Annotated in this window: 20 protein-coding genes and 1 pseudogene; 3 read left to right on the top strand and 18 right to left on the bottom strand. The window is 44.1% G+C overall.

All coding sequences use genetic code 11. The features are described from left to right. Positions 1-3 precede the first annotated feature (3 nt). Both BJP37_RS16645 and BJP37_RS16640 read left to right on the top strand, forming a co-directional pair. A complete protein-coding gene (locus tag BJP37_RS16645) occupies positions 4-1086 on the top strand; it encodes a DUF5357 family protein (protein ID WP_075900408.1) in 1083 nt (360 codons plus the stop codon). Between the two features lie 149 nt (positions 1087-1235). Next, a complete protein-coding gene (locus tag BJP37_RS16640; protein ID WP_075900406.1) occupies positions 1236-2741 on the top strand; it encodes a DNA phosphorothioation system restriction enzyme in 1506 nt (501 codons plus the stop codon). Between the two features lie 102 nt (positions 2742-2843). On the opposite strand, the gene rd is transcribed toward BJP37_RS16640, so the two are convergent. The 8 genes from rd to pipX form a co-directional block, all read right to left on the bottom strand. Continuing rightward, the gene (rd, locus tag BJP37_RS16635) at positions 2844-3005 is read right to left on the bottom strand and encodes a rubredoxin (RefSeq protein WP_075906161.1); all 162 of its coding nucleotides are present in this window, start codon (positions 3003-3005) and stop codon (positions 2844-2846) included. 98 nt (positions 3006-3103) lie between these two features. Continuing rightward, the gene (locus BJP37_RS16630; protein ID WP_075900404.1) at positions 3104-4048 is read right to left on the bottom strand and encodes a sulfotransferase domain-containing protein; all 945 of its coding nucleotides are present in this window, start codon (positions 4046-4048) and stop codon (positions 3104-3106) included. 18 nt (positions 4049-4066) lie between these two features. After that, positions 4067-5410: a murein biosynthesis integral membrane protein MurJ gene (gene murJ / locus BJP37_RS16625; protein ID WP_081431219.1), complete on the bottom strand. Its 1344-nt coding sequence runs from the start codon at positions 5408-5410 to the stop codon at positions 4067-4069. A gap of 138 nt (positions 5411-5548) precedes the next feature. Further along, positions 5549-7015 (bottom strand): GumC family protein, encoded by a 1467-nt coding sequence (locus BJP37_RS16615; RefSeq protein WP_075900398.1) that lies wholly within the window; start codon positions 7013-7015, stop codon positions 5549-5551. Positions 7016-7991: 976 nt separating this feature from the next. Further along, positions 7992-8816 (bottom strand): pyrroline-5-carboxylate reductase, encoded by an 825-nt coding sequence (gene proC / locus BJP37_RS16605; protein ID WP_075900396.1) that lies wholly within the window; start codon positions 8814-8816, stop codon positions 7992-7994. A 68-nt stretch (positions 8817-8884) separates the two neighbouring features. Then, a complete protein-coding gene (locus BJP37_RS16600; protein ID WP_075900394.1) occupies positions 8885-9472 on the bottom strand; it encodes a cell division protein SepF in 588 nt (195 codons plus the stop codon). Positions 9473-9786: 314 nt separating this feature from the next. Then, positions 9787-10065: a hypothetical protein gene (locus tag BJP37_RS16595; RefSeq protein WP_075900393.1), complete on the bottom strand. Its 279-nt coding sequence runs from the start codon at positions 10063-10065 to the stop codon at positions 9787-9789. 21 nt (positions 10066-10086) lie between these two features. Further along, entirely contained in the window at positions 10087-10356 is a 270-nt protein-coding gene (pipX, locus tag BJP37_RS16590; protein WP_070396730.1) for a transcriptional coactivator PipX, read from the bottom strand. A 938-nt stretch (positions 10357-11294) separates the two neighbouring features. Between pipX and BJP37_RS16585 the strand changes: the two genes are divergently transcribed. After that, positions 11295-12410: a geranylgeranyl reductase family protein gene (locus tag BJP37_RS16585; protein ID WP_075900391.1), complete on the top strand. Its 1116-nt coding sequence runs from the start codon at positions 11295-11297 to the stop codon at positions 12408-12410. 120 nt (positions 12411-12530) lie between these two features. Here the strand turns inward: BJP37_RS16585 and BJP37_RS16580 are convergent, their stop codons facing one another. The 10 genes and pseudogenes from BJP37_RS16580 to BJP37_RS41135 form a co-directional block, all read right to left on the bottom strand. Next, positions 12531-13295, bottom strand: a complete 765-nt coding sequence (locus BJP37_RS16580) for a hypothetical protein (RefSeq protein ID WP_075900389.1) — start codon at positions 13293-13295, stop codon at positions 12531-12533. A gap of 273 nt (positions 13296-13568) precedes the next feature. Further along, positions 13569-14171 carry a peroxiredoxin gene (locus BJP37_RS16575; RefSeq protein WP_070393460.1) on the bottom strand — a complete coding sequence of 201 codons (603 nt, stop codon included), beginning with the start codon at positions 14169-14171 and terminating at the stop codon, positions 13569-13571. A gap of 440 nt (positions 14172-14611) precedes the next feature. After that, positions 14612-15571 (bottom strand): DNA polymerase III subunit delta', encoded by a 960-nt coding sequence (gene holB, locus BJP37_RS16565; RefSeq protein WP_075900387.1) that lies wholly within the window; start codon positions 15569-15571, stop codon positions 14612-14614. Continuing rightward, entirely contained in the window at positions 15562-16233 is a 672-nt protein-coding gene (tmk, locus tag BJP37_RS16560; protein WP_075906157.1) for a dTMP kinase, read from the bottom strand. Before tmk ends, holB begins: the two co-directional genes overlap by 10 nt. A gap of 193 nt (positions 16234-16426) precedes the next feature. Continuing rightward, positions 16427-16588 carry a hypothetical protein gene (locus tag BJP37_RS39335; protein WP_158069618.1) on the bottom strand — a complete coding sequence of 54 codons (162 nt, stop codon included), beginning with the start codon at positions 16586-16588 and terminating at the stop codon, positions 16427-16429. Then, positions 16585-17868 carry an AAA-like domain-containing protein gene (locus BJP37_RS16555; RefSeq protein ID WP_229415335.1) on the bottom strand — a complete coding sequence of 428 codons (1284 nt, stop codon included), beginning with the start codon at positions 17866-17868 and terminating at the stop codon, positions 16585-16587. Before BJP37_RS16555 ends, BJP37_RS39335 begins: the two co-directional genes overlap by 4 nt. 139 nt (positions 17869-18007) lie before the next feature. Further along, a pseudogene (locus tag BJP37_RS45055) lies at positions 18008-18601 on the bottom strand (transposase). Next, on the bottom strand, positions 18598-18840 hold the full coding sequence (locus BJP37_RS41145; RefSeq protein WP_198954074.1) for a transposase: 243 nt from the start codon (positions 18838-18840) through the stop codon (positions 18598-18600). Before BJP37_RS41145 ends, BJP37_RS45055 begins: the two are co-directional and overlap by 4 nt. 417 nt (positions 18841-19257) lie before the next feature. Further along, entirely contained in the window at positions 19258-19575 is a 318-nt protein-coding gene (locus BJP37_RS41140; protein ID WP_198954073.1) for a transposase, read from the bottom strand. 8 nt (positions 19576-19583) lie between these two features. Continuing rightward, positions 19584-19847, bottom strand: coding sequence for a hypothetical protein (locus tag BJP37_RS41135; protein ID WP_198954072.1), 264 nt, complete (start codon positions 19845-19847; stop codon positions 19584-19586). Between the last annotated feature and the right edge of the window lie 99 nt (positions 19848-19946).

Here is a 19946-nt window from a genome sequence, read left to right as displayed (position 1 = left end):
GTCGTGAAATTTTTCACATCCTTCTTCGAATTTGTCATTGGCTTAGCAGTGGTAGACTGGGTGGTAAAGGTACTGAAACCTCCCAAGGCATTTTCCTGGCAGGCTATAATGTGGCTAACTGTGTTTTCCTATGTAATGGCAGGGTTAGCCACTGGATTTGTACAACGGCTGATAGCAAGCTGTGGTGGTATTTTCTTTATTTTATTTGTCTACTGGGTAACAGCAGCGGCGGCTAAGCTAAGAATTGCCAAGAAGAGCTTGCCCCTAGGTGCCTGGATTACTGGCGCATTAACTAGTATTTATCTATTCGGAATCAGTTGGAACGTTGGAGAATACCAGCTCAGAATTGATGGTATCAGTACCTATTTATTAGGCATCGACTCAGGGGAATTATCATCCTTGACGTTCATTAGTTTGCCATTGATATCAGCAATAATTGCGGCTTTACCCTATATTTTAGCAGTAGAATTTAAGGTAAAAAAACCGTCCCCAGCAGAACGTCAATATCTAGTTATATTATTCGGTAGCCAACTCCTGATTAGCTGCTGGATACAGTTTTATTTTGTGATTCAAAATTGGCTAGTGCAATATCCTAGCTTACTGAGTGATGATTTTATCCATAGTTCCTTTGTGTGGAAATTGCCCTCTGCCCAAGTCACTGTCCTATCTAGAGGTGTATCGATCTTAGAGGGGATGGAAGTTCAATTGAAAGAAGAGTTGAATGAAAAATCTTGGTCAGAGGTTGAGAAATCCCTGCTTAAAGTAAATCACAAAAAATTGCTGAAGGGGATTGAATATCAAGCTAAGCAAAACTCACCGGTTGCTGAAGATCCTCTATGGAAAGTGACCTATAAATTTTCATCCAGGGAGTCTGGGTCTGACTATAACTTAGACTTGCAGGCCAATTGGAACGGCCCCCGTTCAAATCCTGACACCAAACCTGACTCTTATTCCTTCACCAAGTCTTGTCGCATTAAGCAGGTGGATGGGCTATCCGGGTTAGGTTCTCAACCAATTGGTAATGTGCAATGCCAACCCTCTAGGGCAGGGGAAATTGAGGTGTTTGCTGACCAAGGAAAACGGTAAAAAAGAAAATGAAAAAGACTTGCTTGCATCCAGGAAACTAGAAAATAGCAAGTAGTAAATAGCCAATAAAAAACAGCAAATACTAAATAAAAAATAGCCAATAAAAACTAATAAATACCAATTAACAAATACCAAATGACCAATGACCAATGAGGAACAAGAAATTCCCATTCGTGCTATCAGGAAACTGGGGAAGTTTAGCAGGAGGATACTATCAGCCCTCCCGTAATATCAAAGTAGCTGAATCGGGAGGAGCTTACCAATTACCCATCTCCTTTGAGACTAACTTACCCAAGGGATGTCCTAGGATACCAGCGGATATTCAGTTGCGGCAGTATCAGCGGCAAGCGGTGGCCAATTGGTTTGCTCATCGGGGACGAGGAACCCTGAAAATGGCAACGGGTAGTGGTAAAACGATTACTGCTTTAGCGATCGCAACGGAACTGTATCAAAAAATCGGCTTACAGGTGTTGCTGGTGGTTTGCCCTTACCGCCACTTGGTCACCCAGTGGGCAAGAGAATGCGAACACTTTAATCTAGAACCGATCTTAGCCTTCGAGAGTGTCTACAGCTGGCAAAGTAAACTGTCTGCCCAGCTATACAACCTCCAGGTTGGGAAACAATCCTTTATTACCTTAATAACTACCAATTCTACCCTGATTAAGGATGGTTTCCAGTCTCAGCTGAAGTATTTTCCTGATAAAACCCTGATAGTGGGAGATGAAGCCCATAATTTGGGGACTACCCGCATCGAAAAGAGTTTACCCCGTAACATTGGACTGCGCCTTGCTCTGTCAGCTACACCGGAACGGTATTTTGATGAAGCTGGCACAGAAGCCTTGTTTGACTATTTTGGTTCAGTATTACAACCAGAACTGACCTTAGCCGATGCGATTCGCCAAGGAGCGCTAGTGCGTTACCTCTACTATCCGGTGTTCGTAGAATTAACAGAGGCGGAAAATATTGCCTATGCTAAATTAACTCAACGGATTGGTTGGGCATTAGGGGAAGCAGACGATATAGAAAATGACACTACGTTAACATCGTTATTGATGCAACGAGCTCGCTTAGTTGGGGCCGCTGCAAACAAGTTAAGGGCGTTGCAGCGGTTAATGGTTAAGCGTCTGAACACCTACCATACCTTGTTTTATTGTGGGGATGGTTCGGTAGATGGGCAAGTGAGTAATGAAAGCAACCGTCAGTTAGCAGCAGTAACCCAGTTACTAGGTTCTCAACTGGGGTATCGGGTCAACACGTACACTGCTCAGACACCGTTGGCAGAACGGGAGGAATTACGTCGTCAATTTGAACGGGGGGAGTTGCAGGGGTTAGTAGCAATTCGATGTTTAGATGAAGGGGTGGATATTCCATCCATTGAAACTGCGGTAATTCTGGCAAGTAGTAGCAATCCCCGCCAATTTATTCAGCGGCGCGGGCGAGTGTTGCGACCGCACCCAGGTAAAGAACGGGCAACGTTATTTGACATGATTGTTTTGCCCCCAGATTTGGGACGGGAAACTTGGGAAGTGGAACGGAGTTTGTTGAAAAAGGAATTGAAGCGATTTGTGGAGTTTGCTGAGTTGGCCGATAATGCTGGGGAGGCCAGGGTAAAATTGCTGGAAATTCAGCAGCGCTATGGAGTATCAGATTGCTAATTCCCAAGAATGCGATTTTGCTAAGAGACCGGTTGTTCTTGCCTTCCACGATTTTTGATCAAAAAAACGGTGGCAGTGCCACCGATTACGATAATATAAATCTTACTCTTCTTCCGGTTCAAAATCTTCTTTGCCGACTCCACAAACCGGACATACCCAGTCATCTGGAATATCTTCAAAGGGTGTTCCCGGCGCAATGCCGCTATCTGGATCCCCTACCTCTGGGTCATATACATAGCCGCAAGCGGTACAGACATATTTCATAATCGATATTCTCCTCAATGAGTGTTCTTCTCTCATGAGTTTGATCATATCCTGTTCCGTTGTTTCCTTAGTGTTCTTTGTTATTGTTTTTTTATAAATTAATTCCATGACTCCCATGGAACTGAGCGACCAAGTAGTTCTTCCAATGCTGTAACTTCCTGTTTATAATACTTAGTAAGAGCATTTTTGATAGCTGGTGAAATTGACACCTTTTCCTGAGGCTGCACATTAAGGCGTAAATATATCGGATCCAGAGCTCGTCGAATTTTCCTCAAAACTTTGTGGATGGGTTTGTTTTGAGTATATTGACGCATCGACTTTAAAAACTGCTCATAATTCCGGTGAAACCACCAATTTTTTACTGCCTTGCTGGGATTATACACTTTAAATAGATAATCCCCATAGAAGGTTGGATCAATTTCTGCAAATCCACAGATTTTTTCAAGCACAGATTTGGGATTAGGGGATAGTTCTTCATAAAAATTAACATAAATTCTATCGGATCCGAATAACTCAAAGTAAGGCTTTAAGTAGACAGAATAACGCCCTTGCTCAAGGGAACGCATATAGGTATAGGTATTTTCGTGATCAAAATTATCATTAATTAATTGCTTGTCAACATAGTTATCAAAGCTGATATCTTGAGGAAGATACTCTTTTTGTTTAGCAAACTTATACCAAGAAATTAAGCGAGAAACCGGTTCCCGTAGGATAAAAATAAGTTTCACATTTGGTATAGATTCTTTGATTTTAAGGGGTGTCCCTGATGAGTAAAGATAGTCTGGTGTTGCCTCCATGCGAATTTTTTCGACATGGTAACACTGAGCAGAACAGAAAATATCATCATATTTTTCTAGACCATCTTCATATCGATAGTTAGAAGCTTCTGGATAATCTTGATCCAAAAAGAAGCGAATTTCTTTGAGGTTAGATGTACAAACTTCAGGATGATCAGCTAGATAATAAAATAATGATGTTGTTGCCGCTTTTGTTGTGCCTCCAATAATTAAGTAAGAGTGCTGTTTCACCCTTGAACTATTCATAGAGTTTATTACTCCTCATTAACTAGGATGGTTTTTGAGCACCGAAACACCCTTTTGATGGAGTAGATAGATGATGAGTATCACATAGATAATAGCCATAACAGGCCAACTCATAGCAATACCAATCAATCCCCAAACTTGCCAAAATAACCAACTCAGAGCAACCCCTACAAATGCCATGGTCACCATACTCCAGACAACCAAACCATAAGCTCTCTGAGCATACAAGCCAGCTTCAAGCACGGGGATTAGAGAAATAAATGCCAACGACAGCCCTAACCAAAAGAAGACTTGAGAGGTCTGATCAATAGAGGTAGCTTCAAAAGAACCGTGTCCGTATAGCAAACGAATGATTTCCCCATGGGATACCACAATGAAAAGTACTGCAGGTAAGCTTACTAATAGGGTTTTGGTCAGGTTTTTGCGCAAAGCCGATCCCAACCGGGATTTATGCCCAGCTAAGTCATGCTCTGTCATGGCAGGCAAGCTGGTTGTAGCAATACTGACACCAATAATCGTTTGAGCAGCGGAGACGATCCGAATCGCAAAGTAGAATGTGGACACCCCACCAACTGCTACTAAGGAAGGCAGCATCTGGCTCTTGACTAGATTAGATGCGAGCTTAATAACAAAACCGATAGTGGGTAAAGAACCTGCTTGCCACAGACGCAGGAGGTCATCTTTGCCAGCCCAGGCCAACCATTGATGCTGGTGTCCCGCTTTAAAAGCATCTAGAAATACCAGCACAAAGAATCCACCAAATCCCAAGGTATAAGCGTACGCTATCCACAGAGCAATACTAGACTGATGCCATGCCAACCCAATGGCAGCCACTACGAAACCTGGTGCGATCGCATTCCGCAGAGCTACCGCACTAAAGCGCCTTTGGCTGTTGAGGATTACACTAAAGACCGCAATCCCAGGAGCAAACAAAACCATTGGCGCACAGACCCGAAATAAAAACGTTGCTTGTGCTCTACCCTCTGGGGAAAATCCTGGGGCTAACCCAGTTATAATCAATGGCGCTAGAATTTCCAACAGAATAGTAAGACTAACACCGAGTACTAAAGCTAAGTTGACAATGCCACTGACCAAGCGATGATATTCCCTGAGACTCAGAGCATCTCGGCGCTCCATGAACATTGGAACCAAGCTTTGTCTGGTTCCCTCCCGGCTCACGGTATCAATTAGTCGCGGTAAGCTCAGGGCAACAATCAAGGCATCTGTGGTTTGACTAGTCCCCAGTTTCGCCGCCATCAAGATGTCTGCAACCCACGCCAGTAGCATACCGAAGAAGGTCAGAGACATCACTCGCAGCGTGGGAGATTTCCACCCTTTGATTATACGGTTGGATAGGTTCATTACTATTACTTACTGCCTAGACCTGATTAAGCTAGCAGAGTTGGAGTTTTTCCCAATTGGATTGTCCGTGCTAGTAGTTTCCAACAATTACGAAATTGTTGGTAGATCCAAATTGTTGGTGCTTTTGAATTTACTAGTTTAAGACTCGGGTTGAAGGACCGGAGTGGAATCTTTAGTGGAATCTTTGGGAGCGTCTGTTTTAGAACTGGGTTTTTCCCAGGCCAGGATAACCAGGCCAGTTGTCATTAAAAGGCAAAGGGCCACAGCTCCGAGGATCACCGTTTTTTTGGTATTACCAACAGGTTCTTTCGGTAAGTTCGGCTCTACTAACAATTGCAGGGTTGGATAAGCAGTAGCATGATCCGATTTATTCACGTTTAACTGAGCCGACTTGGCCGTAAATATAGCTTCAGAAATTTGCACTTCTCGCTCAAGCTCAGCCAGGGTTAACTGCTCCTGAATCAAGGTCTGAAGTCTAGACTCTAGCTGAGCAATTTGTTCTGCCAAGGTGTTAACTTGACCGGTTAGTCCCTGTTGTTGAGCTCTCTGGTTAATTAACACTTGTGCCAGATTTGCTCGACCTGTCTGGGCATCTAAGCCTAAATTGAGATTATCCAAACGTTGAAGATCCATCCGCTTGCCCAATAGCTGTTGGCTACGAGCAAGTAATGCCTCAAGCGCCGCTTGCTTCTTAGCTTTGAGATTAATCACCTGAGGGCTATTTGGTGTCCATTGAGTATTGAGTATCGTTAGGTTAGCGCTGATATCGCTATAGTTTTGCCAAAGCTTTTTAAAGACTTCATCATCCTGAAGCATCAGAGCATCGGCTGCTTGGTCAGTTGACAACCTTAGGTTAGCTTCTAGCTGCCTTAATCCAGAGGTAGCCGCTTGCTGCTGAGCCAATAAATTAGCACGCTCCACTCGCAAGCTCTCTACTTCTTCTGAAAGGTTCTTGATTTGTTCAGAAATTTTGAGCGGTGAATTCTTTTTGAATTGAGAAAGCTTTGTTTGGGCTTTTTTTAAGTTACTATTAGCAGAGTCTAACGCTAACAACGTCTTGTTATCCTGACGAGCTGATTCTTCTGCTCTTAAGTAATCAATCCGCTTGACTAAGGCTTGATAAAAAGCCCGAGTATTTCGCTGAGCTTCCAGTTTGCTTTTGCCATCCACTTCAAATTCTATGATAGTGGTACCTCTATCCAAAGAAACCCTTGGCTTGGCAAACTCTTCAAAATCTTTGACTGAGGTATTAACAGCAGCAGCAGCTTCAGTTAATACGACGTCACTCATGGCGATATACTGGTAGTTTTCTCGTGGATCTACCTTTAAAAGATATCCGTAAGGAGACTTCTCACCTGGATTGGAGGAAGCTTGACCGACTCCAGGGAGTTGAACAGATCCTTGAGAACCCACACCAGGTATAATTGCTGCTGCCTTACTGGTGTAAGTTGGAGGGATTTGCTCGAGCACAAAAAAAGCTAAACCCAAAATAGCAGCATTACTCAAAATCCCCAAACTTATGTAGGAAAACCATTTCAACCCATTGGGTCGAGAACGTTGGCGTGCTTTTGGTAAGGCTCGAATCGGAATTGAAGATTCTGTCATCGTCTGTGATCAGAATAGATGCAGTCCACAAATTTACATTCAGACTAAATTATGAATATTTTGTGATTGTAGTTCAGATCCCGTGCTTTTAAACAATTTTGACCAGTGGGATAAATCCTCTAGCTGCTATTATTATAGAACTAGATGACAGAATTAGATGACGCCCACAATAGTTTTTTTTTGCCCATTGAAATCACACCCCCATAATACTACAGATGCAGATGGGGTTAGCCAAGACCAACTAACAACGGCCTAGCCTAATGGATCTTAAAATTCACTTGATCAATCAGTTCTGATCCATGTTCAACCTACCCTACAAGGGAAGCCAAGGGTTAACAACCTTCAACCTTCAACCTTCAACCTTCAACCTTCAACCTTCAAACTTCAACCTTCAACCTTCAACCTTCAACCTTCCACCTTCAACCTTCAACCTTCAACCTTCAAACTTCAACCTTCAACCTTCAACCTTCAACCTTCAACCTTCAACCTTCAACCTTCAACCCTCAACCTTCAACCNCCATTTCAACCCATTGGGTCGAGAACGTTGGCGTGCTTTTGGTAAGGCTCGAATCGGAATTGAAGATTCTGTCATCGTCTGTGATCAGAATAGATGCAGTCCACAAATTTACATTCAGACTAAATTATGAATATTTTGTGATTGTAGTTCAGATCCCGTGCTTTTAAACAATTTTGACCAGTGGGATAAATCCTCTAGCTGCTATTATTATAGAACTAGATGACAGAATTAGATGACGCCCACAATAGTTTTTTTTTGCCCATTGAAATCACACCCCCATAATACTACAGATGCAGATGGGGTTAGCCAAGACCAACTAACAACGGCCTAGCCTAATGGATCTTAAAATTCACTTGATCAATCAGTTCTGATCCATGTTCAACCTACCCTACAAGGGAAGCCAAGGGTTAACAACCTTCAACCTTCAACCTTCAACCTTCAACCTTCAACCTTCAACCTTCAACCTCCCAACTCCCGAGAACGCTGATAAGACCCTAAAACCGCCTCAATCAAAGCTGATCGAAAACCAGCCTTCTCCAACTTAGCGATCGCAGCAATTGTGGTTCCCCCAGGACTAGTCACCTTATCCTTCAATTGAGCTGGATGCATTTGAGTTTCTTGTAACAGCTGGGCTGTCCCCAATACTGTAGACAGGGCCAACTGTAATGCGATCGCTCTGGGTAATCCAGCTGCCACGCCCCCATCTGCTAGGGCTTCCACCAAAATCGCCACATAAGCTGGGCCTGACCCAGATAAACCGGTCACCGCATCCATCAGGTGTTCCGGAATCTCAACTACTTCACCAACAGCCCTAAAAATTGTCTTTGCTTGCTCCATTTGATCAGGCGATACCCATTTTCCGGCCGCTAGGGCTGTGATTCCTGCCCCAACTGTTGCAGGAGTATTAGGCATTGCCCGGATCACTGGCTGGGAGGCAAAAGCGGTTTCCAGTCGTTCCAGAGGCACTCCAGCTATAATTGAAATCACCATTGGCAACGTTCCTAAGCTGTGACCGTTGTCACCTCTACCCATTCCCAGTTCTGCCGCTACCGCTTCAAATACCTGAGGTTTAATTGCCAGTAACAAAACCTCTGATGCTGCCGCTGCCGCTTGGTTATTGGCAGTGACCCTTATGCCGTATTTTTGCGCCAAACCATCACGGCGCTGCTCCAGCAGCTCACTCACCAAGACCTGATCAGGGTGGTAAAGTTGTTGGGCAAGTAGACGGGATAGGAGGGCTTCTCCCATGACACCGCCACCAATTATGCCAAGTTTTATAGGCAACCCAACACCTCTCTTTTCAACTATTAATGTTATTCATGAAACACTATACACTTGTCAAGTCCTGACGCTTACTGAGCCATCTGATCTGGCTCAGAACCCCAGGCTGGTGACGGAGCTGTCTGACGGGGATTAGGGACTTGGGGAGTAGGTATCTCATGAATCACACCAGACTGAGTACTTACCTGAACACAGCTTGGTGTGAACAAGAAAATACTTTCACCAATACGCTCTTGATGACCATCAATAGCGTAAGTCCCACCAGCCACAAAGTCCACCGCTCGTTGTGCTTGGTCTGGATCCATGATAGTCAGGTTTAAGACCACCGACTTCCGTTCCCGCAGTGCCTGAATCACTTGGGGCATTTCTTCAAAGGAACGAGGTTCAATCACTGCCACTTCTGAAATGCCATTGACTGCTCCAGGCATGCCAATCACATTATTGATCGGAGATGGCCCTACCCCTGCTTCTGATACCGTTGTCCGCTCCCGAGAACGTCGTCTGGTCGGACGTTCCTCCTCTGGTGGCGGTTGAACCGGTTGCTCTTGTGGGTAGGGAGTTGGGTAGGCATCCCCCTCAATGTCTTCATATTCGTATTCGTATTCCACTGGCTCATTCAGACCGACGAAATCGCGCAGCTTATTAAAAATACCGCTCATAGTCAACTCTCCATCACAACTTTAGTGTAAGCTTCTGCAAAGCCGATAATCGACCTTCTCTAGGGCAGCAGTCTTTAGTAGATGCTTAGACTAGAACTTAAACAGTCTAACTTACCCCTGAGCTTACTTAATAATTTTCACCCTTGAGAACACCACAAGGTTATCAATATAAAAGATAGATCTGCCTTCTGATCGGGGTGTAGTTCTCGAAAAAAGCAACTTTCAGAAGGCTATGCCATTATATATAAGAGGGCAATATTGATGATGGATGTGGTTGGGTATATACTACCCCATTACTTCCTCATCCGATAATCTCATTTCACCAGACGCTCACAATGGTCGTTGGGACTTACTTTTGGCGGTAAGACCAACCCATTCAACAACCTTCGATTTGGTTGTGGGTACTTCAAATTTAGCTTCCAGCAAAAGAAGCCCCAGGTCGTAACCACTTTTGGAGGCAATCCCGCAGATGGCGCAGCATCAGCCCCTCCCCTAGCTTCTAGGGACCTAGTTTTAGTAACTGCTTTCAGCGGTAAATTGGGTGGGATTTGTTGGCGAATCTTGGTAATGGGTTCTGTAATTAAACCAATCATGGGAAGGTTTCCTTATGGAACTTATTGGAAGGTTTGCTGATGGATAACTCTAAGCTGCTCATAATCAGCCGATGAACCACTGCGCCTAAGTAAGCGCAGGCGATTTTCTACCAACAGCCGAGCCTCAGAACGACTGATTGGCTCAAAGGCAATGCCATTGGTAGTACTTTTCACCAAAAAGAAAAGTCTCTGGGCATAGATCGTAGTGAACAACTCTTGTTGTGGTTCAACAATGCAAACTCGAAACAGTAGACCAAAATTGGGGTGATTGAGGTAGTTTTCAGAACTCATCAAAATCCATATTAGGCGGGACTTGAGCACCGAACGATCTTAGGTTAGGTCAAATAAGTCATTGCTATGGCTTACTTTCCCTTAGTAAGGTTAGTGGTATTATGCCAGGGGTTTGGTTGGTTAGTGAATTCAGGTAAGACTAGGAGTCAGCAAGACCCTAACAATTCCTAAAGACCAAAACCGAAGTTATAGAGATAATAGCTTGAGCGCGTGGATTTGAGTTTGCTAGGTAGAAAATTAGGGCTAGTGGTGATTTTGTTTCTGACGGCATTAGACTTCTAAGATAATGGCCATCTGATATAAATTACCAAGTCTACCCAAATCTGCTATAACAAAATCTCTCCTACCTTGGTTGAACTCCTCAATACCGATACCAACCGATTTGAGATAGACTGAGGATTGAGAAGACGCTCATAGGGAAAGAGGATGGGGAAGGAAAAAATACACTAATCGTTTTGGCTATAGTTTTAGCTGTGAATTCGTGAAACTTTAATAAAGATTCCTCAAAACTCTACATGTTTCAAAAATTATAGGTCAATAATGGTTATACAAACTAATGATTACCCTAATAATTAGCCAACTAAACTATCCGGATTAACGAGTCTAATGACTGAAAAATTGAATGAACAAGAGACAAAAACTATCAGTGTAGAGGTGCATCCAGATAATAACTGATTAGGCGTTTTCAGGATGTTATCGATTAAGGGTAAGCATTTTGGTAATAGCCTAATCTCGACCCTGCAATGTTTGTAGGGTCATTATTATGAATTGATAGTGATTTTACAATTCCCGAATGTTAGTTTGTCTCAATTGCTGGGCATCAAGCGTGAGTAAGTCCTGGTAAATTGGTCACTCAACTTGGATAGTAGGCTGACACACTGGGCCGTTAGTCTTTGAAATTCAATCGATAAATCTTTGAGGAGTAAAGTAGAAACATCATGTTTGACTGCATAATCGTTGGTGCGGGACCGGCTGGTGGAACGGCTGCTTATCACCTGGCTAAAGCTGGAAAGTCTGTGGTGGTTCTAGAAAAAGAATCCTTACCCCGGTACAAGGCTTGTAGTGGTGCGGTTTCCCCACAAGTGCAACAGTGGTTTGATTTCGACTTTACACCTGCGATATCTCTGAAAGCTGAGAGTGTACGCTACACCTGGAAAATGGATGATCCAGTAGAGGTGAAACTGGACACTCAAGAACCAGTTTGGATGGTGCAACGGGATGTTTTCGATCACTATCTCATCCAACAAGCCCAAAAACAAGGTGCTGAAATTCGAGATAATACAGCAGTTACAGGGGTGGAGTTTAAGGGGGACCACTGGCAGGTCAACACTGTCAATGGCACTGTTGAAGGTCGCTACGTGATTGCAGCTGACGGTGCTACTGGACCGATGGCAAAATGGTTGGGATTCAAAGAACGTAAATCACGTTTGGCATTAGCCCTAGAGGTGGCCAAATCGGACACCAATAGTAAGGAGATCCATTTTGACTTTGGTCAGGTCAAAAATGGCTTTATCTGGAGTATTCCTAAACCCGAAGGCTACTCCATTGGTCTTGGCTCCTTACGGGGTGGTGACCTCAAAGACATGGAAAAGATAGTCAAAGGTTATGCGGAGAAATCCGGCTTAGACTTAAGTAGCTGTAAACAGCACGAAGGTGCCATCTGTGTCTGGGAAGGTCAGGAAAAGCTCCATACACAAAATGCTGTATTAGCTGGGGAAGCTGCCTGTGTGGTCGATCCCATGACTGCTGAGGGAATTCGACCCTCCATGTTCAGTGGCATGAAAGCAGCTGAGGCCATTCAACAAGCTTTGGCAGGTCAAGCTGATGCCTTAGAAAACTATACCCAGGTGATGCAGGAAGAACGGGGAACTGATATGAGTTGGGCTGCTAAGCTCGCTGGAGCTTTCTACCGCTTTCCTGGAATTGCCTACAAAGTCGGCGTTAAAAAACCCGTTGCTACTCAAATCATGCTCAACATTCTCTGTGGGGAATTACGCTACTCCGATGTGGTCAATCGTGCCATGAAGCGCTTGAACCCATTAAGCGGTGGATAATAGTGATCAGATCATTGATTTGATTACGTGTTTTATCACCTAAATAGATCAGCTAAATAGTTAGGGTTGTTGAGGGTTGACAGTCAAGGGTCAACCCTCAATCGTTAACATATAACAGAATTAATGTCGGGTAAAAATGACCATACTTGACCCCACCACAGGACTACGGGCAACTAACGTTCCCTCTAGGTCAGTAATTTCCAACTTGCTAAAGTCTAATTCTTGAGACTGGCTCAGCATCCTTTGAGCTAAGGTATTCTGCTGACCATCGTTGAGTTGGTACCATTCATCACTGACCTTGACCAAGAGCATACTTCTGAGAAAGTTGGCCTCAATTGCTTGAATCAGGTCATTACCGTACTGAGCCGTAATACCCGTAATTTGATTTTGAATTGCTACAATCAGGCTTTGTTCAGGAGTTAACTCTGGTGTGGGTATGGGTTCCGATTCCACAAGTTGTGATTCCTCAGCCACTTCCAAATTTTCTGGAGAATTAATGGTATCACCAGGAACTTGTGCCACCTGTGCTGGTGTCTTTGGTAGAAGCGCTAGTGTTGTCCATAGAATGACTACTACCACGCTTGCGATCGCACCAGTCAACATCCAATCAGACAGTTTTTCATTCCAAGCTGCCGGTAGCAAGGAGCGGACTTTTTTTAAGGTGCCATCCCAAAACCGGCCAAGAGTACTAAGAATCGGCAGCAAGCGATTCATTAATCCAGACTTAGGCTCAGAAGACGATAACTTTCCTTTGCCAGTGGTCTGAGGCGATGGACTTGTTGTTTCCAAGCTGTCTTCGGATTTATCTGTCACTGATGGTGTCGGCGGCGTTTGAATTGGTTCATCCTTTGCCGCTTCTGGCTGCTGTTTTTGCTCTTCTGACATTGTAATTCCTCCCAGGCAGCGCCATTTGTTGATTCAATGGATTAACACTCCTCCTTACTCACTATATGTCGGTTTCGCGTTGCTCAAGCAAGTTGATGTCAGGGGTAAGGCTAACCCCGTATCTATAGCACCTCACCCCTCACAGTCCCCAATTTTTCGGTCAAAATGTTCCCATAATGTTAATGGGAAATTGAAGAGGTATTATACCCAATCAATTTCCCAGTATTAAAGCTCCGTCTTCAAGGTAGGAGGGCTGAGATATTTGCGATTCGGTTATACCGCAGCAAAGTAAACCTTTGATTTAACAGGGTCAGGGTTCATAGTTTTGTCACCTGGTTGCCACCCTGCTGGGCAAACTTCATCGGGATGAGCTTGAACGTATTGAATCGCTTTCAAGGTACGCAGGGTTTCGTCAACGCTACGACCAAAGGAGAGGTTATTGATAGTAGCGTGCTGGATTATGCCCTCCTTGTCGATGATGAATAAACCACGCAAGGCAATACCGGCTTCCGGGTCAAGAACGTTGTAAACTGTGCTGATTTCTTTTTTGATATCAGAAACCAGAGGATAAGCTAGATCGCCTACACCACCATTCTTGCGGTCAGTCTGAATCCAAGCTAGGTGAGAGAATTCACTGTCAACAGAGACGCCAAGGACTTCGGTGCCTAGTTCTTTGAATTCTTCAAAGCGATCGCTAAATGCAGTAATTTCGGTAGGACAAACAAAAGTGAAGTCTAGGGGATAGAAAAACACAACGACGTATTTACCACGATAGTCAGACAGTTTAATTGTCTTGAACTCTTGCTCGAATACAGCAGTGGCCGTGAAGTCGGGAGCCAGTTGGCCTACCCGGAGACATCCTTCTGTTGTAGTCATATAGTTATGCTCCTTAAAGTGTGTAGGGTGTCAGTTGGCTACAGATTGCTGATCAAGTGGTGGTCACCTCAAACCATGCTACTCATACTATTTCTCAAAGTGCTGGCTAAATACATACATCTTGAGAGGGAGTTCATGGATAAGAAAATGATCTACCCAATATCCGATTTTCATGGCCAGACCATGATCTGTAACCAACCACACAAATGGTATCAAATCTAATTGATTATTTACGAACCTTTACAAATATATCATAGTCATAACGATTTTGATTAGTAGGATTTCCTTCAGGTGCGACCCGTGGCGAATTGAATTCTTAATGGTAAGAGCGCACCTAAGTATCCAGTATTAGGAAATACTTGATGGAGCTTTATCCTTGATCCTTCCCAATTACTCTTTTACATTTTATTCTTCATGCTTTATAATTTACTCTTAACCCTTCATGCTTCAAGAATACTCAATTCCAACAGGGTTACCTCCCAAACCAATCGCGGCTGAGCATAACTGAGCAGGTATCGCCGAGCTTGCTCTAGCTTTTTAATCATGTCTGGTTGAGTGTGTGATTGCCAATAGCAGTGTTGTAAATACTTCACTAACCAAAGCTGAGCGTGGGTATCCAGGTTGTTGTCGATTTCCTTTGCCAGTTCCAACGCTTGACGGGATGTGTGGGGTAACTGGGTAAGTTGGGTGAGTAACTTTGGGGGCATAGCTTGGAGTTGTTCAAAAGCAGCGATCGCTTCCCCTGGACTTCCCTGGGCAATGGCGAGTACTGATGGTTCCTGTAAAATCTGTTGATGACCGGTTTGCCGCAGCACTGTTGTCATAGTTTCGGGCCCCAGGCGATAAAATGGAATCCGCTGACAGCGAGACACTAGGGTCGGCAACAAAGACTCAGTGCTAGGTGCGATCACAATCAACGTAGCGTTTCCCGGTTCTTCGAGAGTCTTCAGCAAACCATTGGCTGCTGGCTCTGCCATAGTTTCTGCCTGCTCTAGTACCACCACCTTGCGCGATGCTTCTAGAGGAGAATTACTCAGAAACCGAGCAATTTCCCGAATTTGTTCCAACCGAATTTGGGGGGGTGCCTGACGCTGAATTCCTTTTTGGACAGCCTCTGTAGCAGAAACAAGTATACCATTGTGGAGATAGGTTGGCTCTACCCACAATACATCCGGGTGATTGCCCTGAATCAGTCGTTTTTTAATTGATACTTGCCCATCAGCTGGGATACCTTGACAAAACAACTGTTCAATAAAAGCCCGTGCTACCAGATTCCGCCCCACCCCAGATGGACCAGCAAACAGGTAGGCAGGGGCAATGCGCTTGGTGGTAATTGCTCCGTGCAATAATGCGATCGCTTGGTCTTGCCCTAGGATAAAATCGAAGGCTCCTAGAACCATGATCTAAACCGTTCACGGAAAATCTTCTGAATGGAATTATGGACTTCCTCCTCACTGTAACTAGCATCTACCCGAACAATCCGATCGGGATTTTGTTGATACAACTGCTGAAATCCCTGCTGCACTCGTCGGTGAAATGCTAAGTCAGCTTGCTCCATGCGGTCAACGGTTCCCCGTTGTCGCGCCCGTTCCAGACCAATTTCCGCATCAATATCCAGCCACAGGGTGAGGTCACTTTCTAGTCCAGCGGTAGCAATTTGATTAAGCTCCTCGATCAATTTCAAGTCAATACCTCGCCCATAACCCTGGTAGGCAATTGTCGAATCCGTGTAGCGATCGCATAAAATAATTGCTCCGTTGACCAACTGTGGCTTAATCAACTCTTCAACATGTTCAGCCCGATCAGCAGCATAGAGTAAAAGTTCAGCCCGAGGGTGAATGGGTGAGGAATCTCTATCCAGTAGCAGTTGGCGAACCTTAGCGCCTAATAATGTTCCCCCTGGTTCTCTTGTGACTACAACGGGCATGGTTTGATTTCCCAAACAAACATTACCTAGACAGTCTTGTAAGCCACCAGCTCGAAGCCAATTTGAGCATCGCTGTAGTTGGGTAGTTTTACCACCACCTTCCACTCCCTCGAAAACAATTAGCTTACCGCTCAAGCCCACCTCCTTTACTACTCATTAGTTAATAGCCTACAGCTTAAACAATTGCTTGAACAAGCTCAGGCATTCAGCATTCAGCGGTCAGCCGTCAGCTTATTTTATTCAAAAGCACCGATTGCGCTACGCGCACGCTGCGCGAACAGTAGCCTGGAAGAGGCTTCGACGCTGGAACTTTCCTCCCATAAACACCTCAACTAGCGTGGCCTACGGCCAATAGCTGATAGCTGATAGCACCGATTGCGCTACGCGCACGCTGCGCGAACAGTAGCGTAGCCATTCGCGTAGCGTCGCCCAAAGGCCAAGGCTGACGGCTGACGGCTGACGGCTGAATGCTCCCTTGGCGATAAATCACTTCTCATTAAGCTGTGCTAAGAAATACTGACGATATAAATCACAACTTGGCATGACGTGATTTTCGTCAAAGGTTATCAAACCTATATTTTTTAATCTATTGATTAAGATTGAATCTAACTCAACACCTCTATCGGTTTGAATCACCTTGTTGAAGAAAGTTGCTAACTCAGCATTTTGCCTAAGTCTAGTTAATTTTAGCAGCAGATGATCCCTATAAATTCCCTCTCGGGTAGGTGCTTGCTCAAGAAGTTTTTCTAGGCTAAGGTTTTGACAAGCCAAGTGATAGAGAGCAAGCTGAACTAATTTCGGATGTCCCCCCACCATAGCCATTAATTTCTCGCTAGCTTGACCTCTAAACCAATCGAGTCCATAAAGCTGGGCTAACTGCTGAATTTGTTGAGGGTTAAACTGCGGTAATTCAATGGGCAATCCTAACTTCGATAAATAGTCGAACGTTTTAACAGGAATATCAACTTCTGTGGAGTAAGCCAGCACAAGCCGCAGCTTTTGCCAAGGTGTCATGTATTTGGCAGCCTCAGACCAAGATCGCAACAGAATAAAAAAGTCAAGAGCTGTTTGCTTATGCTCAAGGAGCAAATTCACTTCATCCATCACCAAAACTAGGGGCTGTTCAAGGGACGCTAAGATATGTCCTTCAAAAAAAGAGCTACAGCTTGCTTTACTGCCGATGTCCTCATCCCAATAGTCATCCAATTCCTTGGCAAGCACCAGTTGATTACATACATTAGCACACAACCAACGTAATAGCCGATCTAAATTACTTAAAATCGTTCTTTCTGCTTGGGCAAAATTAATCCATACTGTTCTGTAACCCAGGGATTTTGCCCCGTCTACTATCCGCAGCATCAAAGAGGTTTTACCGGTCTCTTTCGGGGATCTAATCAGGATTAGACTTCCGAGTTCCTCAATGGCTTGGTAAGCCATTTCTTCGACAGGGGGACGTTTAATGTAAAAGGCTGATGAGAGTGGGACTACTCCAATGGGAAAGGTTGGAGATTGGCTCAAGGATTGGTAATATTTCTTGATTCGCTCTTGGTGTAAGGGATTCAGAGGAATGCTAGCTAAAACTGGTTTGAAGTTGCCCTTGGTGATTGGTTTGTGAAAAATCTTGCTGAGCAATAGCCATAACTTAGAAGCGATTCTCCTGAGATATTCACTACCGTAGTGTATCTCCTCCGCCATCTCGGCATAGGTTTTTTCTTCCCAGGCTTGGTACAGAATCCATTCCTGAAGGGAAGTCAATTTAGTGTACCCCATAACTGTGAGTACATCTATGAGCTGATCTACTGTCATCGCCTTACTCTGTGAACCTTTTGCTGATGGTCTTGAGTCAGAGATGACCAAAACCAAGGAATATCCATTGTTTGAATAATTATAGAACCCATTTGAAATCTTTTTAAGCAGCAGCTAATCTTTTCAACATCAGTCGAACAAAACAGAGACTTATCTTGGTGTTCGCATGCTCAAGAGTTCTTTCAAAGTTCTTCACCAAACTAAGGTGCGCTTTCCGTCGGCGAATTAAATTCGCCACGGGTCGCACCTCTTGCATCTTTCCATCCACGAATTCGTTCTTTCGATTCCCCACCGAGCTTTGACTGGGACAAAGCCACTTTTCCCTTCTTTTTCCTTCTGAGCTTTGGATGGTTTCGCCGAAAGTTCAACTCTAATTTTGGTCATAATCTGAGGATAAATTTTCTCGAATTCCTGTGTCAGCTTTTCTGGGTGATATCCGCCGGTCTTGTAAGATGGTAATCTTGGCAATATTGACGGGTTTAGATTTGAAGTAATCAATGTTGTTAGATAACATTTCAATTAATCCCACATCGTCAGACACCGATGCTTTGGTACAGTAACTAAAAAATGGGAAACCCAAGGTATCTACTGCTAGATGTCTTTTGATGCCATTAGTAGCTTTGTAAAAACAAAATCCTTTGGAAGAGATGCTGGCATTGCAGGTGTTTTTCACTGCTTGGGAGTCGATAATCATCAGGGTTGTCCATTGCCCTTTTTTTTTACTTGCTCACGTACTCGACGATGTAGGATGTCCCTAAGGTTTTCAATTACTCCTTGTTCTCGCCACTGTTTGTAGTACCAAAACACTGTGGAATAAGGAGGTAAGTCTTTAGGTAAATCGCACCAATTACAACCATTCTTGAGTTGGTACAAGATACCATCTAATATCTGCCTCTTGCTCCACTTTGGTGGCCTAGTTTGCTTCTTTTTGGGCAACAGAGGCTCGATTATTTCCCATTCAAGATCACGCTCGACTACTTGAGTACGGCATTTTTCACCTATTTTACTCCATTACTGACAGCTAATTTGTCAAGTAAATATTAAAAAGCCTGAAAGGGTTGCTATGATTGTCTTCTGGATATTACATAGTTCAAATGGTAACTGCTCACCGCAGGTGAACAGCCTTATTGAAAATGAAAAGCCAAAGCGAGGGCTGAAATAATGGTCAAGTGAACACCAGGAGGAATTCGACCAGCTTTGCGCCCACATTCCTGACAATTGGGGGAGCCCATCACCACCAATACGCTCCAAAAAACCTATTGCGTCATATCAAATCCGGTTAAACAATCCCAGTAAAAATCAGGTATAACCCTTGTGGTTAGTAAATCCGTACTATAGCAGAGAAAGAGTTGGTTAGGACAATACTCTGAAAGCATTATCCAGAGCATCCTGCAAACAATCAAATTCCTCAATGGTCTTCCGTAAATGATGTTTCAGTCGAGACCAAAATTTCTCAATTTTATTTAGGTCAGGTGAATAAGCAGGCAGAAACAGAAGCTCACACCCTGCCTGCTCGATTAATTTCTTGATGTAAGCGTCAGCTGTGTCTTGATGCAGTCGCTCATGGGGGAAACCCCCTTTGGCGGCGCTGCATCGCTGAAAACTTGCCCTATCCATGATTACTATCTGCCCCGGTAACAATTCTGGCATTAGGAAAAACTCTACCCACATTTCTATCTCTATTGGTGTTGCAGTATCCCACGAAAGTCATCGGAGCAATAATTTGACCACTCAAAGTTGCTCCTACCATACTGATTCGCTCCGTTTTGTGTCCTAATTTGAGGTCGTAATATCGTGTTCGATTTCTCACACCAACCTGTATAGTAGTCCTCTGTGTCATCAACTCCCGCTTCATCCACATACACTATTCGCTGTTTGGCATACTGGCGCTTTGTATTTGAGAAATTCCCCTCGTTCCTCTTCATTTCTTTCTTTGTATCCATAAGTTTTTTTTTCGGGTAAATCCAATACGTTTCAAAGCTTTGCCGATGGTCGTGTGACTTATTTCTTCTGGCCACTTTTTTGCCATCTGTTTTTGAGTT

The organism is Moorena bouillonii PNG (assembly GCF_001942495.1).
Classification (GTDB): Bacteria; Cyanobacteriota; Cyanobacteriia; order Cyanobacteriales; family Coleofasciculaceae; genus Moorena; species Moorena bouillonii.
The sequence above is the reverse complement of the archived record's forward strand: the minus strand, read 5'-3'. Positions and strand labels throughout refer to the sequence as shown.